Consider the following 24,768-nt stretch of genomic DNA (forward strand, 5'->3'; position numbering starts at 1 on the left):
TAAGGTTGATAACACGGCATGCAAATTCGTCAAACAAGATAATTATCGTCAAAAAAAAGATTCCGCCGCCCGGCCGGGCCGCGCCCTCCCGCCGCGGAGGCTGGAGGATCGCCGGACGGCATGCGACCCTCACCGCATGACCTTTCGCCGCCGCACCCTCCTCGGCTTCAGCATCCTCCCGGCCATGCCGCGCCCCGCCCAGGCCCAAGCCCAGGCCCAGGCCCAGGCCCAGGCCGAGTATCCCCCGGTCCTGTTCCTGCACGGGAACGGCGACCATGCCGCCCTCTGGCAGACCACCCTCTGGCGCTTCGAGTCGAACGGCTTCGCCCGGGACCGGCTGCTCGCGGCGAACTTCCCGGACCCGCTGGCGCGGGACGACGACGCCGTGCCGCAGCCCAACCGCAGCGGCAGCGCGGAGCAGACCGGGCGCCTCGCCGCCTTCGCCGGCGACCTGCGGCAGCGGACCGGCGCCGCCCGCATCGCCCTCGTCGGCAACAGCCGGGGCGGCAACCCGATCCGCGACTTCACCCTGCACCAGGGCGGCGCCGGGCAGGTCTCCCATGCGGTGCTCTGCGGCACCCCGAACCGCGGCGTCCAGGACTGGCCCGAACGGGCGGGCAACGAGTTCAGCGGCCGGGGGGCCTTCCTCGGCCGCCTCAACGGCGGGCCGAGCGACGTGGTGGCCGGCACGGCCTTCCTGACGCTGCGCAGCGACGGCAACGACCTCTATGCCCAGCCACGCGCGGTCTGGTCGCCGCAGACGCCGGACCGCGCCACCGGCACGGATGTGGACGGGCCCGCGCTGCGCGGCGCGACCAACCTCGTCCTGCCCGGCCTCGACCATCGCGAAACGGCCTATCACGCGCGCGCCTTCGCCGAGATGTTCCGCTTCATCACCGGCCGGGCGCCGGCCCGCATCGCGGTGGTGCCGGAGGCGCGGCCGGTGCTGGACGGCATCGTCACCGGCACGCCGGGCGGCGTCCAGACCAACCGCCCGGTCGAGGGCGCGGTGGTCGAGATCTTCCGCACCGACCCGGACACCGGCGCCCGCCTGGGCGAGGCCCTGCATCGCCGCACCACCGGTGCCGACGGCCGCTGGGGGCCGGCGGCGGTCGAGCCCGGCTGGTCGCTGGAGCTGGTCGTCGCGGCGCCCGGGCACCCCATCACCCATGTCTACCGCTCCGGCATCCCGCGCTCGTCGGCGGTGATGCACCTGCGCCCGGCCCGGCCGCTGACGGCCGAGGACCGCGCCGCCGGCGGCGTGCTATTGTTCACCCGGCCGCGCGGCTACTTCGGCCTGCCGCGGGACACCATCCTGCTGGATGGCGCCGTGCCGCGCGACGTGCCGGCGGGCATCGCCCGTGCCGCCACCGCCACCCTGCGACTGCCGGCGGCGGAGCTCGGCCGGCCGGTCCCGGCCCTGTTCAACGACGAGCGCATCGTCGCCCGGGCCTGGCCCAGCGCCGAGGGCCGCATCGCCGTGGCGGAGCTGACCTGGTGAGCGGCCGGCGCGGTCCAGGGGGCGGCACCGGCCAGCCGGGGTGATGCGCCGGCGGGCGCGGCGTCATCCGGCCCGGGGGCGGGCCGGGGCCCTGTCCCTGGCCCCCGCCCCGGCCCCCGCCCCGGCCCCTGCGGCCTGCCCCGCCGCGCTTTCGTCCCGCAAGGCTTCGCCCAGGATCTCCGCCACCTGCCGGCGCATGCGCATGGTGGTCGGCACGTGGTCGAGGCCGGACTCGATCCGGATCGTCAGGCCGGGCCAGTGCCTGGCGCTCCGGCGCGGCAGGCCGAGGGCCTCGTTCCAGATGCCGTGGCTGGGATCCTCCGCCCCCAGCAGGACGAAGACCGCCACCCCGCGCCGCGTCAGGGTCTCGAGCGCCTGGCGGGGCCGGCCCGCCGCGTCGCCGCGCAGCCATTGCCGGCCGCGGGCCGCCGCCGCGGCGAGCTGCCCCCAGAGCACCCGGCCGATGGCGAGCTCGCCCCGGCGCAGCTTGAGCCAGGCCTGCGGCTGGCCGAGCGCGCGCAGGTAGGTTGCCGGCCCGCGGGACATGACCCGCGCCATCTGCAGCATCTGGTCGCCGGCGCGCCACTGGAACACGAGCTGGTTGACCAGCAACAGCCGCTCGACCCGCGGCTCGGCCAGTGCGGCGTGGAAGGCGTGATAGGCCCCGGAACAGGTGCCCTGCAGGGCGAAGCGCCGGTAGCCGCGCGCCGCCAGGGCATCGATCGCCGCGCGGAAATCCTCCAGGCGGTCGGTCTCATAGGCATGCGTGTCGCCTTCCGCCGGCGAGCGGCTGTCGCCGAGCCCGGCGAAATCCAGCCGCAGCGAGGCGATGCCCCGGGCCGCGAGGTGCCGCGCCAGCACCACCGTGCTGCGCCCGAAGCCCACCCGCGGATCGTAGCCGGTATTGCCGATGATGACCGCGAGGCCGGGCGGCGCCTCGCCCGCCGGCCGGGCGAGGATCCCGACCAGGGCCGCCGCCGGGCCGAAGCGGAGCGGCTGCTCGACCCAGCCCTCGCCCGCCAGGGCGGGCATGGGATCGGGCGCTGCCGCCGGCACCGCGTCGCGGGGCGGGTGCCGGCGGCGCAGCCAGTCGATGGCGCGGTCGAAATCGGCCAGCGGCGGCGGGTGGTCTAACTGCGCGTGCAGCAGCGCCTTGAGGCCCTCGAAAGGCAGGGTGGCGACCGCGGCGCCGCTGCCGCGCCAGGCCTCGACGCAGGCCGCCGCGGCGGCCGCGGGGCCGGCGGCCAGCAGCAGCACGGCCTGGTCCGGGCGCAGCGCGACATGGCCGAGCGCGAGCTCCGCCAGCCGGTCCAGCGCGTCGCGCGGCAGCCAGCAGCCATCCGCCTCGAGATGGCCGGGCTCCGGCGCCGTGCTGGCGAAGCGCTCGGCGGCGCGCCATTCGCGCACCTGGTCGCGGCCGGACAGCGGCGGCCCGAGCAGCATCAGGGCGGCGACGTCGGCCCGCCTGGCGGTCGCCGCCATGCCGAGCAGGGCGCCGAGGCGGAAGCCGCAGACCACGATGCGGGTCGCGCCGGAGAGCGTCCGCAGCCGGTCAGCGGCGGCCCGGATGGCCGCGAGCCAGGCCTCCGGCGCAGGCTCCGTCAGCTCGGCGGAATCGCCGCTGCCGGGGTAGTCCATGCGCAGCGTCGCATAGCCGGCCGCCGCCAGCCGGTCCGCCAGCAGCCGCAGCGCGCGATGCGACACGCAGGCCTCGCGCCCCAGCGCCGGGCAGACCAGCACGGCCGTCTCGCTGCCGCCGCCGGCCGACGCATGCAGCCAGCCGAAGCCGCCGGCGATCAGGACGGGCCGCATCAGCCGGCCTCCCCGGCCGCGGGCTGGGCATGGGACTGGGCATGGGATTGGGCAGGGGGCTCGCCCTCGGACAGGGCCCGGGACAGCCGCTGCAGCAGCGCCGGCCAGTCGAGCTCGCCGGTCCGGTCGCCGGTGCGGAGCAGCACCATGCCGCGGGCGCGCGAGACGTACAGCACCTGGCCGAAGAGGCCGGAGGCGAAGATGTCGGGCGGGCCCGCCGGGTTGGCGAAGCTCCACCACAGCAGGCCGTAGCCCGGCGCCCCCTCCGGCGCGGTCGCGGCCTGGCCCAGGCCGGCGATCCAGTCCGCCGGCAGCAGCCGCGTGCCGTTGGCCAGCACCCCGCCCCGCAGCACCAGCGCGCCGATCCGCAGGTAGTCCTCGGCGCAGGCGGCGATGCCGCTTTCCATCTTCTCGAAGCCTTGGGCGTTGCTGTCGAGGATCCATTCGGCCGGGCAGGCCGCGCCCATCGGGCGCCAGAGCCGGCGTTCCAGGAAGCCCGATGGGGTCTCGCCGCTGGCGCGGGCGAGCGCCATCCCCAGCAGCATCGCGTTGCGGTCGTCGTAGAGGAAACGCTCCCCGGGCCCGACCTCCGGCCGCACCGCCGCCGCCACCGCCCGGAGGTCGGGCGCGAAATGCATGCGCTGCGCCGCCCGCCAGGGCAGGCTGAGCGGACCCAGCGGCCACCGGTTGTCGAGGGCGAAGCCCGATTGCATGTCGAGCAGGTGGCGCAGCGTGACGCCGGAGCCGCGCAGGCCGGGGACCTCGGGCAGCAGCGTCTCGGCCGGGCTGTCCGGCGGCGGCAGCAGCCCGTCGCCGATCGCCGCGCCGACCAGCAGGCTGGTGACGGATTTCGCGACGGAGAAGGAATTCTGCGGGCTGCGCGGGCCATGGCCGTTCAGGTAGGCGGCATAGGCCAGCCGGCCGTCCCGCAGCACCAGCAGCGTGTTGGTCCCGGCCTGCGCCAGCGTCTCCGGCAGCCGCGCGCCGGTCCAGGCGGCGCCGCCGATGCGGCCGAAGGCCTCGGCCACCGCCGCCGCGCCCTCCGGCGCCCGCGGCAGGGGCGACGGCACGGCCGGGGCGGCGATGGCCCGGACCGGGAAGCGCTGCCGGTCGAGCGGGCTGGGGTGCTGCCAGAGGACCAGGCGGCGCACGTAGTCCGGGCCGAATTGCCAGGCGGCGATGCCGAGGTCGGCGGCCAGGACGGCCACGCCGAAGGCGGCGGCGGCTAGGGCGAGGAGAACCAGCGGCGAAAACAGCATCTTCATCGTTACCTCGGCAGGCGATGGCCACGACATTCACGGTATTGGCGAAGGGCCCGCCTTATTTGACGAAATCGCGATACGACTATGCCTGTGCTTCAATGATCATTAGGAACGTCCGCCATGGCAATGGTCGATTCCATCGATGGCCTGCAGCGGACGAGCCTGGAGGCGGGCTGGGAATTCTGCAGCACCGCCGCCGATGCCGTCGCCACGCCGGCGGCCTTCGGCCCGGCCGCGTGGCGGCCGGCGGTGGTGCCGGGCACGGTGGCGACGGCGCTGCGCGCCGCCGGCCTGGCCGATGCGGCGACCCTGGCCGGCCTCGCCGCCCGGGACCACTGGTACCGCCTGGCCTTCGTCGCCGAAGGCCCGCACCGGCTCCGCTTCGAGGGGCTGGCGACGCTGGCCGAGGTCTGGTGCAACGGCGAGCTCCTGCTGTGCTCGCACAGCATGTTCCGCGCCCAGGAGGCCGCCTTCCTGGGCCGCGGCGACAACCTGCTGCAGATCCGCTTCCGCGCCGCCGCGCCGGTGCTGGCGGCGCTGCGGCAGGGCCGGCCCCGGCCGCGATGGCGGCCCGTCCTGGCGCAGGAGCCCGGGCTGCGCTGGCTGCGCGCCACCCAGCTCGGCCACATGCCGGGCTGGGAGCCGGCGATCCCGGTGGTCGGCCCCTACCGCCCGGTCCTGCTGCTGCGCGAGACCGGGCCGCTCCGCGTCGCGGCCGTGCAGCTGCGGCCGTCGCTCGATGCCGATGGCCGGACCGGCCGGCTGTCGCTGCGCCTGCGGCTGGCGCCGGGCTGCGAGCCCGGCGCCGCGCTGCTGCGCTGCGCCGGTGCCGCGGCCCCGCTGCAGGCGCTCGGCGACGGGCTCTGGGGCGCCGCGCTGCGGCTGCCGGAGGTGCCGGTCTGGTGGCCGGCGACCCATGGCGGGCAGCCGCGCCACGCCGCGGCGGTGGAGACCGCGGCGGGCGCCATCCGCTTCGCCCCGACCGGCTTTCGCCGCATCGAGCGCGAGGCGCGCGAGGACGGCCGCTTCCGGCTGCGGGTGAACGGCGAGGCCCTGTTCTGCCGCGGCGCCTGCTGGGCGCCGCCCGACCCCGCCGGCCTGCCCGGCGACGCGGCGGCGCTGCGGCCGACGCTGCTGGCGGCGCGCGCGGCGGGGATGAACATGCTGCGGGTCGGCGGCACCATGGCCTATGAGGCGCCGGCCTTCCACGCGCTCTGCGACGAGCTCGGGCTGCTGGTCTGGCAGGAGTTGATGTTCGCCAATTTCGACTACCCCGCGGCCGATCCGGCGTTCCTCGCCGAGGCGGTGGCGGAGGCCGAGGAGCTGCTGGAGCGGCTGGAGGCGTCCCCCAGCCTGGCGGTGCTCTGCGGCGGCAGCGAGGTGCAGCAGCAGGCGGCCATGCTCGGCGCGCCGCGCACCGCCTGGGCGCCGGGGCGGCTGTTCGACGATGCGCTCGCCGGGGTCGCGGCGCGGCTGGCCCCCGGGGTGCCCTGGCTGCCGGGCTCGCCGAGCGGCGGCGACCCGCCCTTCCGGGTCGATACCGGCGTCGCGCATTACTACGGCGTCGGCGCCTACATGCGGCCGCTCGAGGACGCCCGCCGCTGCGGCCTGGGCTTTGCGGCGGAGGCGCTGGCCTTCGCCAACGTGCCGGACGCCGGGTCGCCGGCCCTGGCCGGCTGGCCGCCGGTGCACCACCCGGGCTGGAAGGCGGGCGTCCCCCGCGACCCCGGGGCCTCCTGGGACTTCGAGGATGTCCGCGACCACTACCTGGCCCGGCTGCATGGGCTGGATCCCGGGCTGCTGCGCCGCTCCGACCCGGAGCGCTACCTGCGCCTGTCGCGCGCGGTCACCGCCCAGGTGATGGAGGCCTGCTTCACGGAATGGCGGCGGGTCGGCAGCGACTGCGGCGGCGCGCTGGTCTGGCTGCTGCGCGACGTCCAGCCCGGCGCCGGCTGGGGCGTGCTGGACCATGCCGGCGAGCCGAAGGCCGCCTGGCATGCGCTGCGCCGGTCGTTCCGCCCCCTGCAGCTGCTGCTGACCGACGAGGGCTGCAACGGGCTCGACCTGCATCTGCTGAACGAGCATGCGACGGCCTTCGCGGGCCGGGTCGCGCTCCGGGCGCTGCGCGCCGACGGCCGGGTCCTGGCGGCCGGGGAGGCCCCGGTCGTGCTGCCGCCGCGCGGCGCCCTGCGGATGCCGGCGCAGGCGCTGCTGGAGCATTTCGTCGACCTCAACGCGGCCTATCGCTTCGGGCCGGTCCGGCACGCCTGCGTCGTGGCGGCGCTGCGGGACGCGGCGGGGCGGGAGGTCGCCGATGCCTGGTCGTTTCCCGCCGGCCTGCCGGTCGCGCCCATGCCGCTCGGGCTCGAGGCGCGGCTCGAGGGCAGCGCCGCGGCGGGCTGGTCGCTCCTGCTCGGGACGCAGCGCCCGGCGGTGATGGTGCATGTCGAGGCGCCGCACTGGCGGGCGGCGGAGAACTGGTTCCACCTGGCGCCCGGCCCGCCGCGGGCGGTCGCGCTGCTGCCACGCGGCGACCCTTCGCTGCCGGTCCAGGGCGAGGTGCATGCGCTGAACGGCGAGGCGCCCGCCGGCTTCCGGCAGGCGGCGGACTGACCCGCCGGGCCGGCGGGCCGCCATGTCGCATTCCCGAGAATGTGATCTTTTTTTAGGCCTGTTCCCGTAATTATTTGTTTACCACGGCAACATCCGGGCCGAGGCTCGCAACGAGCCGAACAAGAAATGTTCGTGGAGGGTGGCGATACATGGCCGCTGATGGACAAGCAACATCCATGTCCGACGCCGGGATCCTGACGCGGATCCGCGGCCTGGTCGGCGACCATGGGCAGCTCGCGCTGGACGTGGCGACCCTGCCGGACGATGCGGATCTCTACGATGCCGGCCTGTCCTCGATGGCCACCGTGCAGCTGATGCTGGCGATCGAGGAGGCCTTCGACCTCGAGGTTCCCGACCGGCTGCTCAACCGCGGGACCTTCCGCAGCCTCGCCGCCATCGGCCGCGTGGTGACGGAGCTGCTGGCCGCGACGCCCGGCCGATGAGCCGGCGGCGCAGCACCGTCGCCGAGCGCGCCGCGCATGTCGGCCGCGAGGTCGCGGCCCCGGCCGCGGAGGCGGTCGACCGCGAGGCCCGCTTCCCGCACGAGGCGATGGCCGCGCTGCGCGAGGCCCGGCTGCTGGGGGCGCCGGTCGACAGCGGGCTCGGCGGCGAAGGCGCGGCCTTCGCCGAGATCGCCGAGGCCTGCCACGCGCTGGGACAGCACTGCGCCAATACCGCCATGGTCTTCGCGATGCACCAGATCCAGCTGGCCTGCCTGATCGACCATGGCCGCGACCGCGACTGGCCGCGCGACTTCCTGCGCGAGGTGGCGACGCGGCAGCTGCTGCTGGCGAGCGCCACGACGGAAGCCGCGACCGGCGGCGACACCAGCCGCAGCGACTGCGCCGTCGAGGCGGCCGGGGGGCGCATCGGCTTCCTCAAGCAGGGCTGCGTCATCTCCTATGCCGAGCAGGCGGATGCCGTCCTGGTGACGGCCCGCCGCGGCCCGGCCTCGCCGCCGTCCGATCAGGTGCTCTGCGTGGCGCGCCGCGACGACCTGCGGCTGGAGCCGGCCGGCGGCTGGGACGTGCTGGGGATGCGCGGCACCTGCAGCGCCACCTGGCACCTGCAGTTCACCGGCCTGCCCGAGCAGGTGCTGCCGGTGCCCTATGCGACGGTGCTCGAGCAGACCATGCTGCCGGTCTGCCACACGCTCTGGAGCAGCCTCTGGCTGGGCATCGCCGCCGATGCGCTGGGCCGCGCCGGCGGCTTCCTGCGGACGCGGGCGCGGCAGCATCCGACGGAACGCCCGGCCGGGGCGCGCCGCCTGGCCGAGGCGCTGACCACGCTGGACGTGGCCCGCGGCCATGTCGCCGGCGGCGTGCGCAGCTACGAGCAGTCCCGCGCCGCCGGGGCGGAGCAGCGCGGCCTCGGCTTCGGCCTGGCGATGAACGGGCTGAAGACCCGGACCTCGGCCACCGCCCTCGGCCTGGTGCAGGACGCCCTGCAGGTCTGCGGCATCGCCGGCTACCGGAACGGCACCGCCTGGAGCGTCGGGCGGCACCTGCGCGACATAGCCTCCGCGCCGATCATGGTGAACAACGACCGCATCGCCGAGGCGACCGCCACCATGGCCCTGATGGCCCGTCCCCGGGAGACCCTGCTGCCATGAGCGGCGACCTGCTGCAGGAATTGTTCGCCGGCCGCCACCTGGTGCCGAGCGGCATCGACGGGCTCTACGGCCGCGGCCCCCTGTTCGAGGCGGTGGTGACCCGGCTCGAGGCGATGATCGACCGGATGGTCTCGGCGGATGGCGCCGAGGTCATGCGCTTCCCGCCCGGCATGCCGCGCCGGGTGCTGGAGCGCAGCGGCTACCTGAAGAGCTTCCCCGACCTGGCGGGCGCCATCCACTGCTTCTGCGGCGACGAGCGCGCCCATGCCCGCTTGCTTGCGACGTTGGAGGCGGGCGGCGACTGGACGGCGGCGACCACCGGCGCCGACATCGTGCTGACGCCGGCCGCCTGCTACCCGGTCTATCCCGCGGTCGCGGCGGCGGGGCCGCTGCCGCCGGAGGGACGGCTGATCGACGTCGCCTCCTGGTGCTTCCGGCACGAGCCGTCGCGCGACCCGGCGCGGCTGCAGATGTTCCGGATGCGCGAGCATGTCCGCATCGGCACGCCGGAGCAGGTGCGCCACTTCCGCGATGCCTGGATGGAGCGCGCCTCCGGCTTCGCCGCGGCGCTCGCGCTGCCGGCCCGGCTCGACCTCGCCAACGACCCCTTCTTCGGGCGCGGCGGCAAGCTGATGGCCGACAGCCAGCGCGACCGGCAGCTGAAATTCGAATTGCTGATCCCGGTCGGCAGCGCCGAGCGCCCGACCGCCTGCATGAGCTTCAACTACCACCAGGATCACTTCGGCCAGGCCTGGGACATCCGGGCGGCGGGGCCCGGCGGCGCCGGGGCGGTGGCCCATACCGCCTGCGTGGGCTTCGGCATGGAACGCCTGACGCTGGCGATCCTGCGGCACCACGGCCTGCGGCCGGAGGCCTGGCCGGCCCCGCTGCGGACCGCGCTGGACTGGCCCGCGGCATGACCGCCGCCACCGGCCAGCGCGCGCCCCACACCTGGCGGCCGCATCCGCTGCACGCCGCGGCGCGCGACTGGCCGGAGACCAATTGCTACACCGACCTCTGGATCTCCCTGCTGCACGACCGCGGCTTCGAGCCCACGGCGATGCTGGGCTTCCTGGCGGCGCAGGACTGGGAAGGCGACCAGTTCACTTTCTTCAAGCCGCCGCCGCAGGAGCTGCGGCTGCTCTATGGCGCCACGCTGCGCGAACTGGCGGTCTACGAGGTGCTGGAGGAGCACGTGGCCGAGGCGCTGCGGCGCGGCCAGGTGGTCCTGCTGGAAGTCGACGCCTGGTGGCTGCCCGATGTCGCCGCGACGGCCTATCGCCGCCACCACACCAAGACCACGATCGGCATCCTGGCGGCCGACCCCGGCCGGCGGCAGCTGCGCTACCTGCACAATGCCGGCCGCTTCACCCTGCAGGGGGAGGATTACGACGGGATCCTGGCGGGCGGCGCGGCCCTGTTCCCCTATGCCGAGGCGGCGGGCTTCCTGCCGGCGGGCGGGCTGACCGGGCGGGAGCTGCGCGAGGCCGCAGCCCGCCTGCTGCGGGACCAGCTGCAGGGCGCGCGGCCGGCCCGGCCGGTCCAGGCCTTCGCCGCCGACCTGCCGCGGCTGCTGCAGGGGCTGGCGCGGCGCGACGCGGCGGCGCTGCACCGCTTCTCCTTCAACACGCTGCGGCAGCTGGGCGCGGCCTGCGAGCTGCTGGCGCGCCACCTGCTCTGGCTGCGGGAGGGCGAGGCCGTGCCGGCGGCGGCGGCGGCGCTCGAGGTCTCGGCCGGCGCCAAGGCCCTGCAATTCGTCCTGGCGCGGCAGCTCCGCCGCGGCGACACCACCTCCCCCGCCGCGCTGCAGGGCCTGGCCGAGACCCATGCGGCCATGCTCGACGGGCTGCGCCGCGACTTCGGCTGACCGGCGGTCCGGCCGGCGCGGCACCGGGCCGCCGGCACCCAACCGAATCTTGTTCTTGATTCGTTCGACTCTTCCCGCCACCCTCCGGCGCATGACCTTCCCAGACCCGCCGCCGCCCGCCCCCTCCGACGTCCCGGCCGACCGGGTGCGGCCGGCGCCCGACCCGCTGCTGCCGGTCGACCAGGGCGAGCTCGCCTCGGCCCTGGCCTACGGGCTGCGCTTCGACGAGCGCGGCAAGCCCCGCCGCGGCACCGCCTGGGAGATGGCCGCCACCGTGCTGGCCGAGCAGCTCGTGGCGCAGCTCGAGCGGTCCCACTTCGTCGTGCTCAAGCGCCCGCCGCGCCCCCCGCACAGCACCTGACCGGGGTGCCCGCCTTCGCCGAGCTGGCCGCGCGGTCCAACTTCAGCTTCCTCGACGGCGCCTCGCACCCGGCCGAGCTGGCCGAGGCCGCCCGGGCGCTCGGCCTCGCCGGCCTCGGCCTCTGCGACCTCAACAGCCTCGCCGGCGTGGTCCGCGGCCATGTCGCGGCCAGGGCGCTGGGCCTGCCCTTCCTGGTCGGCTGCCGGCTGCGGCTCGAGGACGGCAGCGAATGGCTGGCCTGGCCCAGCGACCGGGCCAGCTACGGCCGGCTGACCACGCTGCTCTCCCGCGCCCGGATGCAGGCGCCCAAGGGCGAGTCCCGCATCGGCCGCGCGGCCATGCTCGCCGCCGCCGAGGGCTGGGCGCTCGCCCTGGTCCCGCCGGCGGCGCCGGATGCCGGCTTCGCCGAGGCGCTGCGGCGGGAGGCGGCGGCGCTGCGGGACCGGCTGGTCCTGCCGCTGCACCTCGCCGCCCATGGCCGCCTGCTCGGCGACGACCGCCGCCGGCTGGCCGAACTGGCCGGGCTGGCCGCGGCCACCGGCACCCGGCTGCTGGCCACCGGCGACGTCCGCTACCACCACCCCGCGCGCCACCGCCTAGCCGACGTGCTGACCGCTATCCGCCTGCGGACCACGGTCGATGCCCTGGGCCATGCCGCCGAGCCCAATGCCGAGCGGCACCTGAAGGGCCCGGCGGCGATGGCCCGGCTGTTCGCCGCGCAGCCCGCGGCGCTGGCGCACAGCCTCGAGATCCTCGCGGCCTGCCGCGGCTTCTCGCTCGACCAGCTGCGCTACGAATACCCCGACGAGGTCATGGAGCCCGGCCGGACGCCGCAGCAGACCCTGGCGGACCGGGTGGCCGCGGCGGCCGCCGAACGCTGGCCGGCCGGGCCGCCGGGGGAGATCGCCGGGCGCCTCGGCCACGAATTGCGGCTGATCGGCGAGCTCGGCTACGCCCCCTACTTCCTGACCGTCCACGAGATCGTCCGCTTCGCCCGCGACCGCGGCATCCTCTGCCAGGGCCGGGGATCGGCCGCCAATTCGGCGGTCTGCTACGTGCTCGGCATCACCGCGGTCGACCCGGCCAAGCACGACCTGCTGTTCGAGCGCTTCGTCTCGGCCAGCCGCGGCGAGCCGCCCGACATCGACATCGACTTCGAGCACGAGCGCCGCGAGGAGGTGATCCAGCACCTCTACGACCGCTACGGCCGCGAGCGGGCGGCCATCTGCGCCACCGTCATCCGCTACCGCACCCGCAGCGCGGTCCGCGAGGTCGGCCGCGCCATGGGCCTCAGCGAGGACGTCACCGCCCGGCTGGCCAAGGGCAGCTGGGGGCCGGGGCACGAGATGGGCCTCGCCGCCCTGGCGGTTGAGGAAGGCCTGGATACCGCCGACCCGCGGCTGGCCATGGCGCTCGAGCTGGCCGAGGAGATCCTCGACTTCCCCCGCCACACCGCGACCCATGTCGGCGGCTTCGTCATCACCCGCGGGCCGCTGATCGAGCTGGCGGTGGTCGCCGCCGCCGCCATGGAGGGCCGCACCGTCCTCGAGTGGGACAAGGACGACATCGACGCGCTCGGCATCCTGAAGGTGGATGTGCTGGGCCTCGGCATGCTCTCCTGCCTGCGCCGGGGCTTCGACCTGCTGCGCCGGCACAACCGCCTGCACCACGACCTGGCCAGCCTGCCGCGCGACTGCGGCGCGACCTATGCCATGCTGCGCCGGGCCGACAGCCTCGGCGTCTTCCAGGTCGAGAGCCGGGCGCAGATGAACATGCTGCCGCGGCTGCGGCCCGGGAAATTCTACGACCTGGTGGTCGAGGTGGCGATCGTCCGGCCGGGGCCGATCCAGGGCGACATGGTCCACCCCTACCTCCGTCGCAAGCAGGGGCTGGAGCCGGTGAGCTACCCCGCCCCTGGCCCCGAGCACGGACCGCCGGACGAGCTGGAGCGGGTGCTGGGCAAGACGCTCGGCGTGCCGCTGTTCCAGGAGCAGGCGATGCGGCTGGCGATCGTCGCCGCCGGCTTCACGCCTGAGGAGGCCGACCAGCTCCGCCGCGCCATGGCGACCTTCAAGCTGACCGGCGGCGTCGCGCAGTACCGCGACAAGCTGGTCGCCGGCATGGTCCGCCGCGGCTATGAGCGCGACTTCGCCGAGCGGGTGTTCCAGCAGATCGAGGGCTTCGGCAGCTACGGCTTCCCCGAGAGCCACGCCGCCAGCTTCGCCCACCTCGTCTATGCCTCGGCCTGGGTGAAGTGCCACCACCCCGCGGTCTTCGCCTGCGCCCTGCTGAACAGCCAGCCGATGGGCTTCTACGCCCCGGCGCAGATCGTCCGCGATGCCGAGGAGCACGGCGTCGCCATCCTGGCGGCGGACGTGAACGCCAGCGACTGGGACAGCAGCCTGGAGGCACAGCGGGCCAGCGCCGGCGGTCTGGCGCTGCGGCTCGGGCTGCGGCTGGTCTCGGGTCTGCAGGCGGATGCGGCGCAGGCCATCCTGGCGGCGCGGCAGGCCCGCAACGGCGCGCCCTTCGCCTCGGTCGAGGAGGCCGCCTGGCGGGCCGGGGTGGGGCCGCGGGCGCTCGGCGCCCTGGCCGGGGCGGATGCCTTCGCCAGCACCGGCGCCAGCCGCCGCCGCGCCGGCTGGGACGCCCGCGCCGTCGCCAGCGGGCCGGAGACGCTGCCGCTCTTCGCCGCCGCCCCCGCCACCGCGGCGGCGGCCATGGCGGCCGAGACGCCGGTGATGCCGGAGCCGGCGGTGGTCCTGCCGGCGCAGGGCGAGGGCGAGGCGGTGGTCGAGGACTACCGGGCGATGGGGCTGACGCTGGGCCGGCATCCGCTGGCGCTGCTGCGGCCGGCCCTCGACCGGCTGGGCCTCGACGACACCCGCCGGCTCGGGCGCCTGCGCTCCGGCACCTGGATCCGCCTGCCGGGGCTGGTGCTGATGCGCCAGCGGCCGGGCTCGGCCAAGGGCATCGTCTTCCTGACCGTGGAGGACGAGCACGGCGTCGGCAACCTCGTGGTCTATCCCGACGTCACCGCCCGCGACCGGGCGGCGCTGGTGGCGGGGCGGCTGCTGGTGGCCGAGGGGCGGATCGAGCGGGAGGTGGAGCGCGCGGAGGTGCCGATCACCCACCTGATCGTCCGCCGGCTGGTCGACCGCTCGGACCTGCTGGATGGGCTTGCCGCCATCGAGGGCCAGGGCGATGGCGGCGCCTGGGCCGAGCCGGTGCTGGGCCATGCCGACGAGGTCCGGCGACCGGACCCCGGCAGCCAGGGGCCCCGGGCCAGGCTGCCCGGCAGCCGGGACTTCCGCTAACCGCCCAGCCGTGGCCGGGCCGCGCGGCGCGGGGTCGATGTGCAGGGTGACAGGCGCATATCCCGGCCGGTCTTTCGGTGCAGGACCGCACCAGTCCGGCACCGCGACGGTGCGGCCGCAGTAAGGAGCGGTCGGAGTCTCCGGTTCCGATGCCGGGGTGCCGAAGGTCGCGCCGTATTTCAAAATGGGTTACAAACAGGAACACGCGGAAGTTTGTAACGATTTTTGGCTCGAACCATGGCCAACCGGCCAGTTACATAAGGTTTCCATTGAGTGGGCGAGATTTTCGAGCGGGAACGGTCGGCAACCGAACTCGGTTTCACCGGCGAGCGCCTGACCGGCACGATGCAGGGTCAGATCGAGATCGAGCATCTGCACCGTTACTTCCTGGCGCGACAGGCGAGTCGTGGCCTCGATGTGCTGGATATCGCCTGCGGCGAAGGCTACGGCAGTGCCTTGCTCGCCCAGGTGGCCCGCTCCGTCGTCGGCGTCGATGTCTCGGATGAGGCGGTGGGCTTCGCCCGGCAGTCCTACCGGCGGGACAACCTGCGCTTCCTGACCGGCGACGGCCGGGCCATCCCACTCGGCGATGCCTCGGTCGATGTGGTTGCCTCCTTCGAGACCTTGGAGCACCTGTACGAGCAGGAGCAATTCCTGGCGGAATGCCGGCGCGTGCTGCGGCCCGGCGGCCTGTTGCTGATCAGCACGCCGGACCGCGAGGTCTATTCGCCGGACGGCTCCACCGCCAACCGCTTCCACGTGCGGGAGCTGGACCTGGCGGAGTTCCACGCCGCGCTGGCGCCGCACTTCCCGCATGTCGGCATGTTCCGACAGCGGCCGATGCTCGGCTCGGCGATACTGCCGCTGGCGCCCGATTCCGCGGCCCGGCCGGCGATCACCTTCGAGCAGCGTGGCCGCGACACCTTCGAGGCCAATGCCGGCCTGCCGAGGGCGCTGTATCTGCTGGCCTATTGTTCGGACCGTCCGGTCGCGCCGCCCTCGGCCAGCCTCTACATCGAGACCAGCCAGATCGAGCTGCGGGCCGCCGAGGCGGCGCGCCAGCAGGAGGCGCTGCGGGTGGAGGCGGCCAACCGGGCCGCGGAACTTGCGGCTGCACGCTTGCGCCACGCCGCGGAACTCGCGGCCGAGCGTTCGCGCCATGCCGCGGCCCTGGACACCGAGGAACGCCGCCACGCCGGGGAGCTGGCCTCCGCCCTGGCCGCCGCGCACGAAAGCCATGCCCAGCGCATGGCGGTCCAGGCGGCGGCCGTCGCCGCGATGCAGGAGGATCATGCCCGGCAGCTGGCGGCCGAATGCAGCCATGCCGCCGCCGCCCATGCCCGCGTCGGCGCGATCGAGGCCAGCACCATCTGGCGGGCGACCGGGCCGCTGCGGGCGGCGCTGAGCGCCGCGCCCGGCATTCGGCGGCTTGGCCGCCGCGGCGCCAAGCTGGCGTGGTGGAGCCTGACCTTCCAGCTGCCGGACCGGCTGCGCCAGCGCCGCCAGATTCAGGCCTTGATCGCCGAGGCGGCTGCCGCCCCCCCGGCGCCGCCCGCGCCCATACCCGAGCCCTTGCCCGAGCCCGCACCCGCGCCCCTGCCTGATCCCCTGCCGGCCCGGACTACGCTTTCCCCGGTTGCCCTGCGGGTGCAGCAGCGGGCGTTGGGGAGCCTGCTGGCCCCGCCGCGGCTGGCGATCACCATCGGGCTGGTCACCTACGACAACGATCCGGCGGAGCTGGCGCGCTGCATCGCCAGCGCCCGGCTGGCGCTGGCGCAGGTCGACGGGCCGGGGCGCATCCTGGCCATCGACAACGGACGGCCGACCCCGCCCACGGAGGGCGTGGAATGGCTCCCGAGCGCCGGCAACATCGGCTTCGGCGCGGCCCACAACCGGCTGATGCAGGCCGCCTTCGCCGGCGGCGCCGAGCTCTATGTCGCGGTCAATCCGGACGGTGCCTTCTTCCCGGATTGCCTCGCCGCCATTGCCCGGATGCATGCCGCGCATGCCGGCCAGGCGCTGATCGAGGCATGCCAGTTCCCCGCCGAGCATCCGAAGGCCTACGACCCCGTCACCTTCGAGACCGCCTGGGCTTCGGGCGCCTGCCTGGCGGTCCCGCGCGGGCTGCATGAGGCGATCGGCGGCTTTGACGAGGATTTCTTCATGTACTGCGAGGACGTCGACCTCTCCTGGCGGGCGCGGGCGCATGGCTTCGCCGTGCTCATCAATCCCGCCGCGCTGTTCCTGCATGCGGTGACGAACAGGACGCACCGGCCGCAGCTCTGGCCGATGATGCTGCGCTCCGGCCATGTGCTCGCGCGCAAATGGGGCAATCCGGAATTCGTGGCATGGGCCGAAGCGCAGCTGGCCAGCCTGGGCGAGGCGCCGCCCGGGGCGGAGCCGAAGCCGGTGCCGGAGTCCTGGCACGACATACCGGACTTCTCCCGCGGCTTCTCCTTCTCCCCGGTGCGCTGGTGAGCGCCGCGCGGGACGGGGTGGACGTGATCGTCCGCTTCCACAACCTCGCCCGCCTCGGGGAGCTGCGCCGCGCGGTCTTCTCCCTCGCTGGGCAGGAGTTCCGGCCGATCCGCATCCTGCTGGTGCTGCAGCGCTTCAGCGATGCGGATGTGGCCACGGTCCGGGCAGCGCTCGCGCCGCTGCTGGCGCTGCCCGAGCAGCTGGCGCTGGAAGTGCTGCGCTTCGACGCGCAGGAGCCGCTCGATGCGCGCTCGGCGCTGATGAACCTCGGTTTCGCCGCGGCGACGGCCCGCTACGTCGCGCTGCTCGACTATGACGATGTCCTCTACCCGGAAGCCTACCGGATGCTGTCCGACCGGCTGCGGGAGAGCGGCGCGGCGATCGCCTTCGGCAATATCGGCGTGGCGATGGTGGACGTGCATGAAGGCTTCTTCCACGCCTATGCGCATCAGCAGCCGTTCTCGGGCAACAGCCTGGCCGACCTGTTCCGGCAGAATTTCTGCCCGATCCATTCCTTCATGGTGGACCGCACGCGGGTGCCGGCGGGGGAGCTGCGCTTCGAGCCGGCCCTCACCATCGAGGAGGACTATGAATTCCTGCTGCGGATCTGCTCGCAGGCAAGATCCGACTTCACGCTGGTGAATACCCGGATCGGCGAATACTACTACAAGTCCGACAACAGCAACACCGTGGCCGGGCGCGACTCCATCCCGCCGGCGGTGGTCGCGCAGATAGAGGCGGCGACGCGGTTCAACGACGGCCGCCGGAGGCTGGCGACGCTCTCCCCCGCCGTGCAAAGCCAGCTGGGCCTCGAGCCCTACCAGCCCGGCCTGACCATCCACCGCTTCCTGGTGGAGCGGTCCGCATGAAGGACCCCGGGGTGCCGGGGCCGGGCAACAACTTCGATGCCTTGCGGCTCGGCGCGGCATCGATGGTGGTGCTCGGCCACTCTTTCATCCTGGTCGGGCTGCCGCCGCATGCCGCGCTGGGCCATTCCGTCTCGACCCTGGCGGTGCTGATCTTCTTCGCCATCAGCGGCTATCTCGTCGCGGGCAGCTGGCTGCGCGATCCGCATCCGGGGCGCTTCGCGCTGCGCCGGGCGCGGCGCATCCTGCCGGCCCTCGCGGCCGTGGTGCTGATCTCGGTGCTGGTGCTCGGCCCGGTGCTGACGCCGCTGCCCTTCGGCGACTATGCCCTGCACGCGCAGACGCTGCGCTACCTCGGCAACGCGATACTCTATGTCTCCTACACACTGCCGCTGGTCTTCGCCGAGAACCACTACCCGCATGCGGTCAACGGCAGCCTCTGGACCCTGCCGGTGGAGGCGACGATGTACGCCCTGACCCCGGTGCTGATGCTGCTCGGGCGGTGGCGTCCGGCGCTGCTGGCGGCCCTGGCCCTGGCCGCCGGGCTGGCGGCCTACGCCCTGGCCGCCGCTCCGAGGGAGGTGGTGATCGGCGGGACCGGCTTCTGGAGCGCCGCGATGCTTGCGCCCTATTTCGTGGCCGGCGCCGCCGTCGCCCGCTTCCGCCTGGAGCGCTGGCTCGATCCCCGCCTCGGCCTCGCCGCGCTGGCGGTGCTGCAGATCGCCCCGCTCGGCGCCGTCCCGCGCGAGATGCTGCTGATACTCGCGCTGCCCTATGCGGCGCTGGCGGTCGCGCTGCGATCCTGGCCGGTGCTGCGCCGGGCCGGCCGCTTCGGCGATGCCTCCTATGGTCTCTACCTCTGGTCCTTCCCGGTGCAGCAGACGGTGGTGCATGTCCTGGGCACGGCGGGCGGCGGCTGGGCCAACGTGGCGGTGGCGCTGCCGGTATCGGTGATCCTCGGCCTGCTGTCCTGGCACATGCTGGAGAAGCACGCGCTGCACCGGGGCGGCCGGCCCGGGGTGCGGCGCATCGGACCGCCCCTGGCGCTGCCGCAGGCCGAGCCATGGCGGCGATCACCGGGATGACCGCCCTTCGCTCCGCCCTGCTGCGCATCCCGGCGGTCCGCCAGCTGAATGAGGGCCGCCACCGGCTGCTGCGGGCATTGGCCGGGGCGGCCCCGCCCACGACGGAGCCCGCCACGGCGCCGGTCGAGGCCAAGCTCCGCCAGGCCCTGGCCGATTGCGAGGGGCAGCTGGACGGCCTGCGCACCCAGCTGCTGCACCTCCAGAAGGACACCGAGGCGATGCGCGATGCCCGGCGGGAGCATCGCCTGTTCATCACCGACTACGCCTATTTCCCCAGCGCCCGGCCCATCGAGGCGACGGCCGGCGGGCGGCAGGTGGCGGCCCGCTTCATGCGCGACGAAGCGACGATCGCCGCGACGCTGCGCGACATCGCCGCCCGGGCCGGGGCGCTCGGCCGCATCAGCCGCGACGCCGAGGCGCCGCTGCAGCCGTTCTGGGCGAACGACTGGTTCCCTCCCTTCGACGGCGCCGCGTTGTACGGGCTGATCGCGGCTAATGCGCCGCGCCGCTACATCGAGGTCGGGTCGGGGATCTCGACCCGCTTCGCCCGCCGCGCCGTGGCGGACCACGGGCTGGCGACGCGCATCGTCTCGATCGATCCGCATCCGCACAACGCCACCGAGGGGCTGTGCGACGAGACCATCGTCAGCCGCATGGAGGACATGCCGGCCGCATTCTGGGCCGGCCTCCATGCCGACGACATGGTGTTCATCGACAACAGCCACCGCAGCTTCCCCGGGTCGGACGTGACCGTGTTCTTCACCGAGGTGATGCCCGCGCTGCCGGCTGGGGTGATCTATGGCGTCCACGACATCTTCCTGCCCTGGGACTACCCGCAGGAATGGCGTGAGCGCTTCTACAACGAGCAGTACCTGCTGATGACCTGGCTGCTCGGCGGCGGTGGCGCGGACGAGGTGCTGCTGCCTGTGCTCTGGGCCTACCGCCAGCCGGCGCTGCACGGACTGCTCGCGCCGCTGTGGGAGGCGCCGGGGCTGTTCGACGGGCTGACGACCCATGGCGGGACCTTCTGGGCGCGCCGGGGCTAGGGCCGCGGATGCGCATCCTGCCAGGCGCCCCTCGACCTCGGAGCAAGCGGACACAGCCATGACGAAGCCCGCCGGCAGCCCGCCCGACAGTCCGCCCGACAGCTCGGGAGACCGCACCTTCCCCCCGTGGCGCCGGGCCCTCGGGCGGTTGTCCGGCCTGCTGCCGCGGCCTGCTCCTGCTCCCCTGGACATGGCCACCCTGCGGCGAATCGAGGCGCTCGAGCGCCGCATCGCGCAGGTCGAAGGCCAGCATGCGCTGGAGCGGGACCGGGTGGACTGGGCCCTCGCGCTGCATGAGGGGCTGCCGGATCAGATCGCCGCCTACCAGACGGCACGCGCCGACCAGGCCTATTGGGCGGGCCACGCCGCAGCCGATCCGCTGGTCTCGGTCGTCGTGGCGACAGCCGACCGCACCGGGACGCTGCTCGAGCGCGCCATCCCCTCGGCGCTGGCGCAGACCCACAGGAACCTGCAGATCGTCGTCATCGGCGATTGCGCGCCGGCCGCCACCGAACGGGGCCTGGCCGCCTTCCGGGATGGCCGCATCCAGTTCGTCAACCGGGCCGAGCGCGGCCCCTACCCTCCGCCGGGACGGGACCGCTGGCGCGTCGGCGGCTGCCTGGCGATGAACGAGGGCCTCGCCCGCAGCATGGGCGACTTCGTCACCCATCTGGACGACGACGACACGATGGAGCCCTGCCGCGTCGAGGCCCTGCTCACCGCCGCCCGGCAGGAACGCGCGGATTTCCTCTGGCACGGGCTGCGCTTCCAGCTGCCGGACGGCAGCTGGATGGAGCTCGGCAACGGCGCGCTGGAAGTGGGCCAGGTCGGCACGCCGTCCATCTTCTACCATCGCTACTTCGCGCGGATTCCCTGGGACCTGCAGGCCTATCGCGCCTCCGAGCCGGGCGACTGGAACCGGCTGCGCAAGATCAAGGCCCTGCGCCCGCGCCTGCATTATGTCCCCCAGGTGCTGGCCAGCCATTTCGCGGACCCCTCGCCCCCACCCTTCCGGCGCCTGCCGGGGGAGCGCTTCCTGGACGACTGAGCGCGGGGCGGAGCGGCATGCCGGCGGCTGCCGGATCAGCCCGACGGCGCCTCCTGCCGCGCGGCCAGCAGGCGCGCCGGCACGCCGACCGCCGTCCGCCCGGCCTCGACGTCACGGATGACGACGGCGCCCGCACCCACGAAGGCGGAGCGCCCGATGCGGCAATGCGGCATGACCCGGGCGCCGACGCCGAGTTCGGCGCCGTCCTCCACCACGACGCCGCCCGCCAGCGCCGTGCCGGGGCCAATGGAGACGAAGTCGCCGATCCGGCAATCATGCGCGATGGTGACGCCCGGGTTGACCAGGACATGGCGCCCTACCGTCACATCGGCCGTGATGGAGGAGAGGCCGGCGACCACGCTCCCCGGCCCCACCGTGACCGTGCGGCCGACCAGGGCACGCGGGTGGATCAGCGTGGCGAAGCGGGGGCCCGCCAGGGCCTCCACCCGGCGCACCGCCTCCGCGCGCCGGGTCGGGTTGCCGATCGCAATGAGGATGCGGACGCTCGGGTCCTGGCGCAGCAGGGCCGCGGCATCGCGCCAGACCGGAAGGCCGTGGACCTTGGCCGGCGCGTCAAAGGCCGCATCGACCACGAAGCCGAGCGGGGAAAGCGGGAGCCCTGCCGCTGCCGCGTCGCGCAGCATCTCGGCGACCTCCCGGCCGAGCCCGCCAGCACCGAAGATCGCAACCCGGATGATGCTCATGGGCACGACCCCAGGGTCAGGCCAGGCATGCCGCGACCCGGGCGAGCTGGGCCGGCGTCAGGTCGACCAGGAACGGCAGGCCGATCACGCGGGGGGCGATGTCGTCGGTGACGCTGAGGTCATCGCGCGGGAGATCGGCGAAGGCCGCGTGCCGGTGCGTGCCGAGGCCCCACCAGCGGCGCCAGCCGACGCCCCCGGCGTCGAGCCGGTCAAGCCGGGTCTGCAGCTCCGCGCGCGGCAGGGTGACATTGAAGGTCATGGTCGCCCAGTCGCCGCCCGACGGCTGCTGCAGCCGCGCGCAGGAGCCGGCCAGGGCCCCGGCATAATCGCGGCCCAGGCGACGGAGCGCGGCTTCCTTGGCATCGACCTCCGCCAGCACGGCCAGGCCCATGGCCGCCGTGTATTCCGAGATGCGGTAATTGCCGCCCCGGAGATCCGATTGCCGGCTGCTGCCGGAGAAGCCGAAGCCGATCATGGATTCGATCCGGGCAGCCATGTCGCGGTCCGTCGTGATGACCGCGCCTCCCTCGCCGATGCCGAAGACCTTGGTGGCATGCAGGCTCACGCAGAGCGGCTGTCGGCCGATGCGGCGCAGGGAGGTGGCGGCGGCTGCGGCATCGAAGACAACCGGCACGCCGTGCTCCCGCTCGAAGGCTTCCCACGCCTCGACATCCGGCGGGGCGCCGAAGGCGCTGACGACCAGGACGGCGGCCGGCGGCATGGCCATGCGGCGCATGGCACGCTCGGCCAGCACGGGCGTGAGAACGAGGGACTCCGCGTCCACATCGACCAGGAAAGGCGTGAGGCCCGCGTTGCAGACGGCGTGCGCGCTTGCGATGAAGGTGAAGGATGGCATGAGGCAGAGGTGTCGTCCCGCCGCCGCACGGAGGCGGAGCGCCACCTCGATCGCCGTGGTGCCGCTGCTGGTCGGCACGACGTGGACACCCCGCACGCCGGCGCGAAGGCCGAGCCATCGCGCGAAGCCGTCACGGAAGGCCGTCCAGAGCGGCCCCTGATTGCTGTAGATCCGCGTCTCGTCGATCCGGCGAAGAAAAGGCAGCACCCGGTCGATCGTCGGCAGGCTCGGACGCAGCACGGGAATGGGCTGCTCCGCCTGAGGCGATCGCAGGAAGGCATCGGCGGGTCCCGCGGCTGTGTCCACACGTTCCTCAAGACGATCTGTGCCGCGGAACTATGGCATATCGCGGTGCCAATCCAATGCCGGAGCCTGTTCGGCCTTCCTCCCCGCCCGACTTCGCGCGGAATGGCGGAATTGCCGGCCTGGGAGGAGGCGGGATGCCGCGGGCCCCCGGCCTCCCTCAGGCGAACATCCTGTCCAGGCCGTCGCCGGTCGGCACGTGGTGGGCGATGCCGTCGAGGTTGTACCGGTTGGCCGGCCTGGTCTGGACGAAGGTCTTCTCCGCCTCCGAGGCGGTGCAGAAGTGGCTGCCGTGGCTGGGCCCGTAGAAGCGATACACGGCGGTGAAGCCTTCCTGCGCGGTCTTGCTGACGAGAAGGACGGACCGTCGTGGCCGAACCACGTGCCGAGGTCGCGGATCACCATGCCGCGCTCCTCCTCCGCCGGAGATGCTGGCGCATGTCGACCTGCTGCCGGACCGGGAGAGCCCGGGCAGGCGCCGGTAAAGCGTCCGCGGCGCGCCCGCCTTGCCCTCGGCATCGAGGAAGCCGATCACCCGGGCGGCCGTCTCGCGGTGGCGCGCGCTGCCCGGGCCGGTGGCGGCAAGGGCCAGGAATTGCAGGTAGTAGCCGCAGATCTCGGGAGAGACCCCGTCCCACTGACCATCCGCCTCGCGGTCGTTGATGATGCCGCCGGCGACGCCGGCGGGCGCGCGGAGGACGACCTCGTCGGAGAGCAACCACCGCTCCATCGCCGCGGCGTGGCCGGACGCGCCGGCTTTCGGGTGAGCTATCGGGCGCTGCCGGGCGCGGGCAGGCCCAGTGCCTTCATGATGCCGGGGTGAAGCCGGGTGGAGGCGGTGTACCGGCCGGCGGGGACGGCGAAGCCCATGCTGTCGTCGAGCGCCCACAGCGCCCAGCCGATGCGCGCCTGCTCGGCCGCGCGGCGGACGGCTTCCAGGTAGGCGGTGCGGGCGGTGTCGTTCAGGGCCTGGGCCGCACCGAACTCGGTCAGCGCCACCGAGACCCGGTGCTCCCGCCCCCAGCGAACCGCCCGGTCCAGGTTGGCCGCGACCGAGGCGGCGTCGTGGCGCTCCGAGCACCAGTAGTTGGCGATGGCCCGGGTCCGCTCGTGTTCGATGGAGGCGACGGCTGCCTCGCACTTCGCCCGGTCGGTGACCGGGAAGGGAAGCTTCCCCATGGCCCTGGTATCGACGCCCTGCTCCCAGGAGGCCAGCAGCGTGAGGATCTGCGGTTCGTAGGTGTGGAAGCTGTAGACCACGTTCCTGTCGGCGACCGGCTTGACGCGGAGCAGGCCGTCGATGCTGCTCCAATCCGCCCCGGCCAGCACGATGGTGTTCTGCGGCAGCGACCGGCGGATGAGGCCGACGAGCTCGGCCTGCATCTGGTCCCATTTCGCCGGGTCGGCGAAGGTCGGCTCGTTGACGACTTCCGGGAAGGTCAGGCCCGGCGGCAGGTGGGCGAGCGCCGGGGCCAGGTCGCGCCAGAAGCCCAGCAGGTTCTGCCGTGCCTGGGCCGATTCCTGAAGGTCCCAGTTGCCGAGGTTCTGCGGATGCGGCTCCACCATCACGGCCAGCCCCGCCTTCTGGAACCGCTCGACGGCCGCGACGATCGCCGCCAGCCTGTCCCGCTCGATGCGGCTGCCCTGCATCACCACCTCGGGCCCGACCGCCAAGCGCACGTAGGTGAAGCCGGCCCGCTTCAGCGAGGCCGCCGCCGCGTCGTCCATGTGCTCGCGCAAGGCGCGCAGGCTGCCGTCGGCCGGGAAGCGGAACCAGTGCGCGACGTTGATGCCGCGGGCGAGGCTGGCCATGCGGTCCGGCGGAGCTTCGGCATGGGCGGCAGGCACCCGGCCGAACAGGCCCAGCACGGCGGCGCCTGCCAGCAGTGCCATGCGGAGCGAGGACCGCACGGTCCCGGCGTGCCTGCTGCCGAGGCTGGTCGGCCCTGCGCTATCGTGTCCCATGCGTGCTGCCACCTTGCTGAATGCCGGCACAGTACTGCATCTCCCAATCCGGCCATCTCAAGACGGCGTGGG

At 74.1% G+C, this 24,768-nt stretch carries 19 protein-coding genes; 13 read left to right on the plus strand and 6 right to left on the minus strand.

Going from position 1 to position 24,768, the window contains the following annotated elements; translation table 11 throughout:
- Positions 1–136 precede the first annotated feature (136 nt).
- Positions 137–1,501, plus strand: coding sequence for a hydrolase (locus QWZ14_RS22250; protein ID WP_290319120.1), 1,365 nt, complete (start codon positions 137–139; stop codon positions 1,499–1,501).
- Between the two features lie 63 nt (positions 1,502–1,564).
- Here QWZ14_RS22250 and QWZ14_RS22255 read toward each other — a convergent pair whose 3' ends face one another.
- Positions 1,565–3,313: an alpha/beta fold hydrolase gene (locus tag QWZ14_RS22255; protein WP_290319121.1), complete on the minus strand. Its 1,749-nt coding sequence runs from the start codon at positions 3,311–3,313 to the stop codon at positions 1,565–1,567.
- Positions 3,313–4,578 (minus strand): serine hydrolase domain-containing protein, encoded by a 1,266-nt coding sequence (locus QWZ14_RS22260; RefSeq protein ID WP_290319122.1) that lies wholly within the window; start codon positions 4,576–4,578, stop codon positions 3,313–3,315. Before QWZ14_RS22260 ends, QWZ14_RS22255 begins: the two co-directional genes overlap by 1 nt.
- 117 nt (positions 4,579–4,695) lie before the next feature.
- Between QWZ14_RS22260 and QWZ14_RS22265 the strand changes: the two genes are divergently transcribed.
- The 12 genes from QWZ14_RS22265 (at position 4,696) to QWZ14_RS22320 (ending at position 20,868) form a co-directional block, all read left to right on the plus strand.
- Positions 4,696–7,188 (plus strand): glycosyl hydrolase 2 galactose-binding domain-containing protein, encoded by a 2,493-nt coding sequence (locus QWZ14_RS22265; RefSeq protein WP_290319123.1) that lies wholly within the window; start codon positions 4,696–4,698, stop codon positions 7,186–7,188.
- Between the two features lie 176 nt (positions 7,189–7,364).
- Positions 7,365–7,631 carry an acyl carrier protein gene (locus QWZ14_RS22270; RefSeq protein WP_290319124.1) on the plus strand — a complete coding sequence of 89 codons (267 nt, stop codon included), beginning with the start codon at positions 7,365–7,367 and terminating at the stop codon, positions 7,629–7,631.
- On the plus strand, positions 7,628–8,800 hold the full coding sequence (locus tag QWZ14_RS22275; protein ID WP_290319125.1) for an acyl-CoA dehydrogenase family protein: 1,173 nt from the start codon (positions 7,628–7,630) through the stop codon (positions 8,798–8,800). Before QWZ14_RS22270 ends, QWZ14_RS22275 begins: the two co-directional genes overlap by 4 nt.
- Positions 8,797–9,720 carry an amino acid--[acyl-carrier-protein] ligase gene (locus tag QWZ14_RS22280; protein ID WP_290319126.1) on the plus strand — a complete coding sequence of 308 codons (924 nt, stop codon included), beginning with the start codon at positions 8,797–8,799 and terminating at the stop codon, positions 9,718–9,720. Before QWZ14_RS22275 ends, QWZ14_RS22280 begins: the two co-directional genes overlap by 4 nt.
- Complete coding sequence (locus QWZ14_RS22285; RefSeq protein WP_290319127.1) at positions 9,717–10,667, plus strand: DUF1839 family protein; 951 nt, start codon at positions 9,717–9,719, stop codon at positions 10,665–10,667. The genes QWZ14_RS22280 and QWZ14_RS22285 overlap by 4 nt, the downstream gene beginning before the upstream one ends.
- A 91-nt stretch (positions 10,668–10,758) precedes the next feature.
- Positions 10,759–11,028, plus strand: coding sequence for a hypothetical protein (locus tag QWZ14_RS22290; protein WP_290319128.1), 270 nt, complete (start codon positions 10,759–10,761; stop codon positions 11,026–11,028).
- Positions 11,029–11,033: 5 nt separating this feature from the next.
- Positions 11,034–14,345, plus strand: a complete 3,312-nt coding sequence (locus QWZ14_RS22295; RefSeq protein WP_290319129.1) for an error-prone DNA polymerase — start codon at positions 11,034–11,036, stop codon at positions 14,343–14,345.
- A gap of 273 nt (positions 14,346–14,618) precedes the next feature.
- Positions 14,619–16,823: a methyltransferase domain-containing protein gene (locus QWZ14_RS22300; protein ID WP_290319130.1), complete on the plus strand. Its 2,205-nt coding sequence runs from the start codon at positions 14,619–14,621 to the stop codon at positions 16,821–16,823.
- The gene (locus QWZ14_RS22305) at positions 16,820–17,692 is read left to right on the plus strand and encodes a glycosyltransferase (protein WP_290319131.1); all 873 of its coding nucleotides are present in this window, start codon (positions 16,820–16,822) and stop codon (positions 17,690–17,692) included. Before QWZ14_RS22300 ends, QWZ14_RS22305 begins: the two co-directional genes overlap by 4 nt.
- The gene (locus QWZ14_RS22310) at positions 17,689–18,774 is read left to right on the plus strand and encodes an acyltransferase family protein (protein ID WP_290319132.1); all 1,086 of its coding nucleotides are present in this window, start codon (positions 17,689–17,691) and stop codon (positions 18,772–18,774) included. The genes QWZ14_RS22305 and QWZ14_RS22310 overlap by 4 nt, the downstream gene beginning before the upstream one ends.
- Positions 18,753–19,820, plus strand: coding sequence for a class I SAM-dependent methyltransferase (locus QWZ14_RS22315; RefSeq protein WP_290319133.1), 1,068 nt, complete (start codon positions 18,753–18,755; stop codon positions 19,818–19,820). The genes QWZ14_RS22310 and QWZ14_RS22315 overlap by 22 nt, the downstream gene beginning before the upstream one ends.
- 58 nt (positions 19,821–19,878) lie before the next feature.
- The gene (locus QWZ14_RS22320) at positions 19,879–20,868 is read left to right on the plus strand and encodes a glycosyltransferase family 2 protein (protein ID WP_290319134.1); all 990 of its coding nucleotides are present in this window, start codon (positions 19,879–19,881) and stop codon (positions 20,866–20,868) included.
- Positions 20,869–20,903: 35 nt separating this feature from the next.
- Here the strand turns inward: QWZ14_RS22320 and QWZ14_RS22325 are convergent, their stop codons facing one another.
- The 4 genes from QWZ14_RS22325 to QWZ14_RS22340 form a co-directional block, all read right to left on the minus strand.
- Positions 20,904–21,572 (minus strand): acetyltransferase, encoded by a 669-nt coding sequence (locus QWZ14_RS22325; protein ID WP_290319135.1) that lies wholly within the window; start codon positions 21,570–21,572, stop codon positions 20,904–20,906.
- Positions 21,573–21,588: 16 nt separating this feature from the next.
- On the minus strand, positions 21,589–22,668 hold the full coding sequence (locus QWZ14_RS22330; protein ID WP_290319136.1) for a DegT/DnrJ/EryC1/StrS family aminotransferase: 1,080 nt from the start codon (positions 22,666–22,668) through the stop codon (positions 21,589–21,591).
- A 223-nt stretch (positions 22,669–22,891) separates the two neighbouring features.
- A complete protein-coding gene (locus QWZ14_RS22335) occupies positions 22,892–23,449 on the minus strand; it encodes a hypothetical protein (protein ID WP_290319137.1) in 558 nt (185 codons plus the stop codon).
- A 50-nt stretch (positions 23,450–23,499) separates the two neighbouring features.
- Entirely contained in the window at positions 23,500–24,696 is a 1,197-nt protein-coding gene (locus QWZ14_RS22340) for a glycoside hydrolase family 5 protein (protein WP_290319138.1), read from the minus strand.
- Positions 24,697–24,768: the final 72 nt, after the last annotated feature.

This window comes from Paeniroseomonas aquatica (genome assembly GCF_030409335.1).
Lineage (GTDB): Bacteria > Pseudomonadota > Alphaproteobacteria > Acetobacterales > Acetobacteraceae > Belnapia > Belnapia aquatica.

What these genes read in the sequence shown, in the direction of transcription:
- QWZ14_RS22315 (WP_290319133.1), top strand. Translation starts at nt 18,753, where the DNA reads ATGGCGGCGATCACCGGGATGACCGCCCTTCGCTCCGCCCTGCTGCGC.
- QWZ14_RS22290 (WP_290319128.1), top strand. Translation starts at nt 10,759, where the DNA reads ATGACCTTCCCAGACCCGCCGCCGCCCGCCCCCTCCGACGTCCCGGCC.
- QWZ14_RS22270 (WP_290319124.1), top strand. Translation starts at nt 7,365, where the DNA reads ATGTCCGACGCCGGGATCCTGACGCGGATCCGCGGCCTGGTCGGCGAC.
- QWZ14_RS22250 (WP_290319120.1), top strand. Translation starts at nt 137, where the DNA reads ATGACCTTTCGCCGCCGCACCCTCCTCGGCTTCAGCATCCTCCCGGCC.
- QWZ14_RS22280 (WP_290319126.1), top strand. Translation starts at nt 8,797, where the DNA reads ATGAGCGGCGACCTGCTGCAGGAATTGTTCGCCGGCCGCCACCTGGTG.
- QWZ14_RS22275 (WP_290319125.1), top strand. Translation starts at nt 7,628, where the DNA reads ATGAGCCGGCGGCGCAGCACCGTCGCCGAGCGCGCCGCGCATGTCGGC.
- QWZ14_RS22285 (WP_290319127.1), top strand. Translation starts at nt 9,717, where the DNA reads ATGACCGCCGCCACCGGCCAGCGCGCGCCCCACACCTGGCGGCCGCAT.
- QWZ14_RS22265 (WP_290319123.1), top strand. Translation starts at nt 4,696, where the DNA reads ATGGCAATGGTCGATTCCATCGATGGCCTGCAGCGGACGAGCCTGGAG.
- QWZ14_RS22255 (WP_290319121.1), bottom strand. Translation starts at nt 3,313, where the DNA reads ATGCGGCCCGTCCTGATCGCCGGCGGCTTCGGCTGGCTGCATGCGTCG.
- QWZ14_RS22325 (WP_290319135.1), bottom strand. Translation starts at nt 21,572, where the DNA reads ATGAGCATCATCCGGGTTGCGATCTTCGGTGCTGGCGGGCTCGGCCGG.
- QWZ14_RS22310 (WP_290319132.1), top strand. Translation starts at nt 17,689, where the DNA reads ATGAAGGACCCCGGGGTGCCGGGGCCGGGCAACAACTTCGATGCCTTG.
- QWZ14_RS22260 (WP_290319122.1), bottom strand. Translation starts at nt 4,578, where the DNA reads ATGAAGATGCTGTTTTCGCCGCTGGTTCTCCTCGCCCTAGCCGCCGCC.
- QWZ14_RS22340 (WP_290319138.1), bottom strand. Translation starts at nt 24,696, where the DNA reads ATGGGACACGATAGCGCAGGGCCGACCAGCCTCGGCAGCAGGCACGCC.
- QWZ14_RS22320 (WP_290319134.1), top strand. Translation starts at nt 19,879, where the DNA reads ATGACGAAGCCCGCCGGCAGCCCGCCCGACAGTCCGCCCGACAGCTCG.